This window comes from Kribbella albertanoniae (genome assembly GCF_004348455.1).
Lineage (GTDB): Bacteria > Actinomycetota > Actinomycetes > Propionibacteriales > Kribbellaceae > Kribbella > Kribbella albertanoniae.
Genome location: NZ_SMKA01000094.1, coordinates 20,160 through 27,257 on the forward strand (window position 1 = coordinate 20,160; position 7,098 = coordinate 27,257).

At 67.8% G+C, this 7,098-nt stretch carries 8 protein-coding genes and 1 tRNA gene; 5 read left to right on the forward strand and 4 right to left on the reverse strand.

Annotated elements, in window-relative coordinates; all coding sequences use genetic code 11:
• Positions 1-33: 33 nt before the first annotated feature.
• The 5 genes from E1261_RS20740 (at position 34) to E1261_RS20760 (ending at position 4,316) form a co-directional block, all read left to right on the forward strand.
• The gene (locus E1261_RS20740) at positions 34-822 is read left to right on the forward strand and encodes a metalloregulator ArsR/SmtB family transcription factor (protein ID WP_132408877.1); all 789 of its coding nucleotides are present in this window, start codon (positions 34-36) and stop codon (positions 820-822) included.
• The gene (locus E1261_RS20745) at positions 819-1,409 is read left to right on the forward strand and encodes a dihydrofolate reductase family protein (RefSeq protein WP_132408879.1); all 591 of its coding nucleotides are present in this window, start codon (positions 819-821) and stop codon (positions 1,407-1,409) included. The genes E1261_RS20740 and E1261_RS20745 overlap by 4 nt, the downstream gene beginning before the upstream one ends.
• 135 nt (positions 1,410-1,544) lie before the next feature.
• Positions 1,545-1,979, forward strand: coding sequence for a hypothetical protein (locus E1261_RS20750; RefSeq protein WP_132408881.1), 435 nt, complete (start codon positions 1,545-1,547; stop codon positions 1,977-1,979).
• Positions 1,980-2,112: 133 nt separating this feature from the next.
• Positions 2,113-3,108 carry a LacI family DNA-binding transcriptional regulator gene (locus tag E1261_RS20755; protein ID WP_165952579.1) on the forward strand — a complete coding sequence of 332 codons (996 nt, stop codon included), beginning with the start codon at positions 2,113-2,115 and terminating at the stop codon, positions 3,106-3,108.
• Entirely contained in the window at positions 3,105-4,316 is a 1,212-nt protein-coding gene (locus E1261_RS20760; RefSeq protein ID WP_202874883.1) for an MFS transporter, read from the forward strand. The genes E1261_RS20755 and E1261_RS20760 overlap by 4 nt, the downstream gene beginning before the upstream one ends.
• 144 nt (positions 4,317-4,460) lie before the next feature.
• Here the strand turns inward: E1261_RS20760 and E1261_RS20765 are convergent, their stop codons facing one another.
• The 4 genes from E1261_RS20765 to E1261_RS20780 all read right to left on the reverse strand — a co-directional run bounded on the left by E1261_RS20765 (position 4,461) and on the right by E1261_RS20780 (position 6,633).
• The gene (locus tag E1261_RS20765) at positions 4,461-4,817 is read right to left on the reverse strand and encodes a hypothetical protein (RefSeq protein WP_132408885.1); all 357 of its coding nucleotides are present in this window, start codon (positions 4,815-4,817) and stop codon (positions 4,461-4,463) included.
• A 166-nt stretch (positions 4,818-4,983) separates the two neighbouring features.
• On the reverse strand, positions 4,984-5,514 hold the full coding sequence (locus tag E1261_RS20770; RefSeq protein ID WP_132408887.1) for a GNAT family N-acetyltransferase: 531 nt from the start codon (positions 5,512-5,514) through the stop codon (positions 4,984-4,986).
• 103 nt (positions 5,515-5,617) lie between these two features.
• Positions 5,618-6,451: a TIGR02569 family protein gene (locus E1261_RS20775; protein ID WP_238176332.1), complete on the reverse strand. Its 834-nt coding sequence runs from the start codon at positions 6,449-6,451 to the stop codon at positions 5,618-5,620.
• A 108-nt stretch (positions 6,452-6,559) separates the two neighbouring features.
• A tRNA-Ile gene (locus tag E1261_RS20780) sits at positions 6,560-6,633 on the reverse strand.
• Positions 6,634-7,098: the final 465 nt, after the last annotated feature.

The window sequence follows — 7,098 nt, forward strand, 5'->3', positions numbered from 1 at the left end:
CAAGAATATTCTCTGTGGAGAATACTTCGGATCATGGAGCAGATTGCGGCAGTACTGGGTGACGGAGCGCGGTGGCGGCTGGTCGAGTTGCTGGCCGAGCGTCCGCGGTCCGTGGGTGAGCTCGCCGAGCTCACCGGGCTGCGGCAGCCGCAAACGACCAAACACCTGCAGGCGCTCGGCCGAGTGGGACTGGTAACGGTCTTCCCGCTCGGCCAGCGCCGGGTGTACGCGCTGGAGTCCGAGCCACTGACGGCACTCGCACACCGGTTGCAACAGCTGGCCTCGACCGCGGGTTCGCATACTGGCGAGCGGGAAGTGCTGGCGCGCTACCGGGACGCTATCTCGCAGGAGACGGCGCTTGCCGATCGCGATCACTGGGCCGACGGGCGGACGTTCTCCTTTGAGCGCGTGCTGCCGGCGTCGGCCGAGGTCGTCTGGCGGCACTGGGTCGACCCCGACCTGCTCGCCTCGTGGTGGGCGCCGCCCTCGATGACAGTCAGCGAGGGCTTGCTGGAACCGCGAGCTGGTGGGCGGGCGGTTCTCGAGTACCGCGATGCCGACGGCCGGTACCGGTCCGAAGGCACGGTGCACGAGGCGACGCCGTACAAGCGTTTGGTGTTTGACCTTGCGGTGCTCGGCGCCTCGTTCAGTGCGACGTACGACGTGTTGCTGACCGCGGCTGCGGACGGCACCCGGCTGCGGCTCGACCTGCGGCTCGACGACACCACTGTGGCGGCTGCTCCTTCCATCGCCGGTATCGAGACCGGCTGGAACCAGGTACTCGACCATCTCGCCCGCGTCCTCCAAGGAGCTCAGTCATGACCAACCGTTTGGTTACCGCCAACCTCGCGCTCAGCCTCGACGGCCACTACCACGGCGCGGGCGGTCCGCAGGACTTCGCGCCGTTCATGCCCTTTGTCGCAACGGATGTCGCCCGCGATCAGATGTCCCGCATCTGGGAGTCCGCCACCACTGCCCTCCTCGGCCGCAACAGTGCCGAAGGCTTCCTCGGCTTCTGGTCCTCCGTCGCGGACGACGAGAACGCCGACGCCCGAGACCGCGGCTACGCCAAATGGCTGGTGGACGTGGAGAAGGTCGTCCTCTCCAGCACCCTCACCGAGGCCCCCGGGAATCACGCCCGCATCGTCAACGCCCCCGCCGCCGCGGTAGTCGCCGACCTCAAGGCGAGCGGATCCGGCGACATCCTGGTCAACAGCGCGCCAACCGTCATCAAGTCCCTACTCGCCGACGACCTCATCGACCGCCTTTACCTGACGGTCGTCCCCGTCATCACCGGCGGCGGCGCCCGCCTCTTCGAAACCGGCCTCCCGGCGACAACCTGGGCCCTCACACACCACCAGGCCGGCCCGACCGGTGAACAAGCCCTCACTTACGACCGCATCCGCTGAGTAGTTGAGCACCGCTCACCTCTACCCGCAGGTAAGAAAACTGACTGTCACCTGTTGACTACCTCAGGTGAGGGATTTAGCGTCGTTGGCGGCAGCTGCCCTGCGACTCTAACCGCCCCCCATCTGGAGGTCGCCATGCGCTTCCGTACTGCAGTCCTGTCCGCCCTTCTGGTGGTGTCGTCCGTCGGCGTGGCCGCCGGCCCGGCATCCGCCCGCACCGACGCCGCCGGCTCCGGAACCATCACGTTCCAAGGCACGCCCTGCGCCTTCACCTTCACGTACGACGGCGGCCCGCCCCCGGCCGCCGTACAGATCCAGTCGATCGACATCGCCGACAGTTGCTCCGCCGACGGCACAGCCACCGGAACCCTCACCTTCGGCCCCGGCAACGCCGCAACCCTGGCCCTGAAAGTAGCCGTCACCAAACCCATCAGCTGCGGCTACTCAGGCTCCCTCACCGGAACCTACTCCGGCAACGCCGGCACGTTCCCCGAACAAAGCGTCCCCAAGTCCAGCGGCAGCTTCCTCTGCCCCAACCCAGCCAAGATCGCCATCACCGCGACCCTCTAACCCCAGTTCGGGGAACACCGTGACCGGCACGGTGTTCCCCGAACACCCCCGTGTTGCTTCGCCTGAGAGCGCTCTCGGGTCTACCGTTCGGGCCTATGCCCCCGAACGCGCCGCGATGGAGAGTGCAGGCACCATGAGCAGGATCCAGCCCACCATCGCGGATGTCGCGCGCGTTGCCGGTGTGTCGCGGGCGACTGCGTCCCGGGTGATCAACGACGAGCCCGGCGCGTCCGAGCCGCTGCCCGAGCGGGTCCGGGCGGCGGTGGCCGAACTGGGCTACCAGCCCAACGAGATCGCCAGAGCTCTGGCGACCGGACGGCGGCCCGCCGTTGATGTCATCGCGGTGAGCTACGGCGCCGGGACCGGCTGGCTCGGAACACATCCGTACTTCAGCCGCGTCCTCGCGGGCATGATGCCTGTCCTCGAAAGCGTCAACGCGCAACTGCGATTGCATGCCGTCGGGCATGAGAACGCGGCCAAGGAGATCGAGGAGATCGCCGCGAACGCCACCCTCGGGGCGATTCTGGCCGACATCACTCCGGCCTTGGCGACCCGCTTCTACCGGCGGTGCCGCCGTACCGTCTCGATGGTGCCGACCGCCACCGCCGTACCCGGTGTGCAGGCCGACAACGTCGGCGGCGCGGAGACCGCGGTCAGCCGTCTGCACGAGCTCGGCTGCCGCCGGATCGCCGCCATCCACGGACCGGCCCTGAACCCCTGTGCCATCGACCGGCGAGCCGGTTACCTGCGTGCGGTGCAACACCTTGGCCTGACCGACCTGAGCTCCGACGGCGACTTCCACCGAGACGGGGGCTACCGCGCCGCGCAACGGCTGCTTGTGCAACACCCGGACATCGACGCGATGTTCATTGCCTGCGACCTGATGGCGGCGGGAGCCGTTCAGGCCATCACTGCGAGCGGCAGGCGTGTGCCCGACGACGTGAGTGTGATCGGTTTCGACGACAGCATCGCCGCCGTCTGTGCCAACCCACCCCTGACCACGATGCGGCTACCCGTCGAGGAAATGGCCGCGGCCGCCACCCGCCTGCTGCTGGACGGCAGCCCGGAATCCGGCTACCGGCAACGGTTTCCGGTCCAACTCGTCGTCCGCGAGAGCACCCGAAAGTGAGTGTGCTGGAAGAGCCTGTCGCGGGTACGTCGGCCTTGCGGCTGATGCTCGCCTCGCCGCTCTACCGCGGTGCCACCATCGCGCTGTTCCTCTCCGGCCTCGGCTTCTCGGCGGCCGCACCTCAGATCGCGTCGTTCCTGGTCAACGAACTGGGAGCCTCGCTCAGCGCCGCCGGACTGTTCTATCTCACGAGCTTGACCGCACCAGTGATCGGTTTCCTGGTCGGCGCGAGGTCCGACCGCACGGGTGCGCGGCTGGGTCTGTTCCGCGCCTGTGCGGTCGCCGGGTTCGCCGGCTGGACGGGCATCGCCTTCGCGACGCAACTGTGGATGCCGTACGTCATCAGTGCAGTCGTGCTCGGCTTCGCCGGCGCCGCCACCTCTCAGCTCTTCGCTGCTGTCCACGATGAGCTGAAGGCACACCCGGACCCCGGCAACGATGGTGTCGTCGCCGGAGTTCGAATGGCGATGACCGGGGGCTGGGTCGTCGGTCCGGTCGCCGGATCTTTCCTGGCGGCCCACACCTCACTACGCATCATGCTTCTCGCGACTGCGATCTGCACGCTGGCCCAGATCGCCCCGCTGGGAGTTCTCCGGAATCCGCACTCCACGCCGACGACGGGACGGCGTACTGGCGCACCCAGCCTGCGGGCGATGCTGCCATTGCTCGCCTTCACAGCGCTCTACGTGCTGGTCTACGCCGGGGAGCCGGTCAAGTACGCCTACCTGCCGATCTACATGAACAGCCAGCTCGACCTCCCCTCCGGGCTCGCCGGCGCAATCATAGGAATTCAGCCCCTGGTCGAGATCCTGTTGATGCCACTGGCCGTACTCGTGGCACGCCGGATCGGGATGCTGCGCCTCATGGTCATCGGCGCGGCGTGCGGGGTCGCCGCCAACATCTGCTTCGCGACGACCGGCTCCGCCGCCGGGCTGTTCGCGGGGCAGATCCTGATGGGCGGCGTGTGGGCAGTCTTCGCAGCCCTCGGAATCATCGTCGCCCAACGGCTGCTCCCGACAGCCGTCGCCACCGCCTCCGCCATCTTCCTCAGCTCCACAGCTCTCGCTTCCGCCCTGGGCGGAGCCGCCGGCGGCATCGGAGCCGCCACCCTCGGACTACCCCACGTCTTCCTCATCCCCGCCGCTGCCGGCCTCGCAGCCGTCGCCGGCCTGGCCGCGATGACCCGCTCATCCGAGCACAACCTCTGAGCCAGATGCCCAGGTGCTCCGAAATGCGCGAGTAGTCGGCCGCCCCTGAGTGAGCCGCGCCTCAAACCGCGCCCGCGATTGCTGGCCCGCGAGGTAGCCCGGTGTTCGGCTGCCCCCGAGGAGCTCGCGCCAGTAACCTGCCGGTTAACCGCCGTCTGCTCGCCACTGCCGGTACACGTCGCCGCGCTCGCTCATCGGCTCGCCGTCGAAGTCGTGGCCGACTTCGCCGGTTCCGGAGTTGACGACGAGACTCGCGAGCGAGGGCTCGCCTCTGCGTTCACAGTCCACCGAGAGCAGATCCAGCAGCCGGCCGAGGCCGTTCGGTGGATGCGGCAGACCGAGCTGCTGCTTGAGCGTGCCGTAGGTGATGGTCTCGCCGTTGGCTGCGACCTCGATCAGCCGCCCGCGGATCCGCGGGAGCCAGTGGGCATCGAGTGTGGTGACCGAGACCCGCCCCTCCTTGATGAAGAGCTTCTCGCCGACTCGCAGCGTGAGGTCCATCGACCGATCGTGGCACGCCGTGGACGCGCCGGGAAGGTGATGGAGCTGGTGGGCTCGAACGGACGAGCGTGGAGTGGTCCAGGCGAAGCGGCCGATGCTCGGCGGGAGTTGCTTGTCGATCCACCGGCCGCGCACTGAGCAGCACAACCTCTGTGCGCCGTACGAGTCAGTGTGTCCAGTCCCTGACGAGGAGGCCGAGGATGGCTTCGTCGGCGTAGGTGCCATAAACCCAGGCGGACTGCCGCAGGGTTCCTTCGTGCGTGAAGCCGACGCTGGTTGCTGCTGCGAGCATCGGGGTGTTGTCGGTGAGTGTCTCGAGCTGCAGGCGTTGGAGTCCGCGGACGGCGAAGCCGTATTCGCACAGGGCGCGTAGGACATCGGTGCCGAGTCCGCGGTTGCGGAAGGTGGGACGCAGAGCGATGCCGATGTGTGCCGTCCGGTTGTGCGTGTCGATGGACCAGAGCAGCGCCTCGCCGGCCAGCTCCTGCGACTCCAGCTCGACAACGGAGAAACACGCTGCCTCGTCCGACGGCTCGGTCACGGCGAAGGGCGACTGATCCGAACCCGGCGAGATCGGCCGCCACGGTCGAGAGTCCGCACGTGCCCGAGTGGCCACATCGTCGTACAGCTCAGAGTGAAGAACCGGGACATCGCTCTCGTGCCGGGCCCGCAGCCCGATCTTCTCGCCAAGGATCACCGGCCATTGCTATCCGACGGCCCTGCAGCCGGACAACCAGGTTTCACGTTCGGGCAAATGACTGACTTGGTGGGGCTGGCGTTCCCTGGAACCGCGGAAGCTCTCATCGGCCGGTTTGCCGGCGGGCGATTCCGACTGCGAGGTCGACCGTTGGCCGGTAGGCGTTGAGTCGGTCCGCGGTCCAGCACGCTGGGCCGGAGGCCGCTTCGTCAGTGGCGATCCGGTAGATCAGGGCGCGAATCAGCATCTGCCCCCAGGCCGGCAGGTGTGCCCACCGCTCCGCGAGGTCAGGGGTCGCGTCGTACCAGCACAGCGCGTCCACGACCGCGACGGCCAACGCCCAGGTCGGCGGACGCCAATACACCGGCCAGTCGATGATCGCCGGGGGCAGGCCAGCGGCGAACAGGACGTTCCCGGGCAGGTCACCGTGGACCGCCTGCGAGGGGAGGTCGACCGGATGAAGGGCGTGACTCAGCGGCTGGGCCACCACGTCAGCTGCCGGGTCGAGCTGGAACGGGAGCTCTCCCCAGGCGGCCCGATCTCCGATGGACCAGGGATCATCGCGGAGATCCAGGAAGTCAGGGCGCGGGAAAGTCGCGATGGCTCGATGGAACTCGATACCAGCCCGCAGTACCTCGTCCTGCCTCCTGACGTCGGTCACTCCGTCGACGACGTGGCTCGCTTCCCACCCTTCAGCGATCCAGGTCCCGTCCACGGCGCGAACCGGCCGCGCGATCCGGAAATCCTCAGACTCAGGCAGAGCCTCCAGAACCTCGGCCCGCCAGTTGGTCTCCGGAACAAAGTCCACCGGCTTGAGAATCACCCCGCCGGCCCGCCACGTCCCACCCTGCCCACCACTGAGCCGAACCGGCTCGTCCCTGATCGCAAATCCGTCAATCACGGCAGCCGACGGACCTTGCAGCGAATCTGTGTCCACCGTCAGATGCTGAACCAGCAACCTGAATTCCGCCACGCATTTCCTGATCGCGCGGAGCCGGGCTGCCATGGATGGTGACCGCGGCTGCCCTGATCTCGTGTTCTGAAGTGGGGCGGGTGGGGCTCGAACCCACGACCCAAGGATTATGAGTCCTCTGCTCTGACCAGCTGAGCTACCGCCCCGTGCGGGGTGATGGTATCTGGTGTGGGGGCTGGTTGGGACAGACCGGGCTGGCGTGCCCACAGTTCGGGCGGTCGTGGGTGGTGCACGAACGACAGGATGTGTCGGCTGGATCGGGGGCAAGGTTGTTCGGGCTAGGCGTGCGTAGAGGTCTACCTCCTCATGGCGGGCGGCGTCGGTAAGGACACGTAGTAGTACCCCTGAGCGGCGTTGCGGGTTGACGCCCGCGCTCAGCGAGTGCCGAATCAGGGACCACTACGTGTCATTAGCGACGCCGGGCGAGCACCCACGGCAGACGCTCGACGACTACGGCTCGCCCTCGGTGGTTGCGCGAAGGGGGGAGCCGTGGTGGCGTGGCGGAGCGGTGTGATCTGCCGAAGGACAGGAGGTGTCGGCGGGTTGGGCGCTGGTGCGTGGCTCGGTGAGCGTGGGGGCGGCATGTATGAGGTCTGTACGTCCTGTTGCTC

Excerpts from the sequence above, each read along its gene's own strand:
- E1261_RS20750 (WP_132408881.1), top strand. The coding sequence starts at position 1,545 with ATGCGCTTCCGTACTGCAGTCCTGTCCGCCCTTCTGGTGGTGTCGTCC.
- E1261_RS20740 (WP_132408877.1), top strand. The coding sequence starts at position 34 with ATGGAGCAGATTGCGGCAGTACTGGGTGACGGAGCGCGGTGGCGGCTG.
- E1261_RS20745 (WP_132408879.1), top strand. The coding sequence starts at position 819 with ATGACCAACCGTTTGGTTACCGCCAACCTCGCGCTCAGCCTCGACGGC.
- E1261_RS20765 (WP_132408885.1), bottom strand. The coding sequence starts at position 4,817 with ATGGACCTCACGCTGCGAGTCGGCGAGAAGCTCTTCATCAAGGAGGGG.
- E1261_RS20755 (WP_165952579.1), top strand. The coding sequence starts at position 2,113 with ATGAGCAGGATCCAGCCCACCATCGCGGATGTCGCGCGCGTTGCCGGT.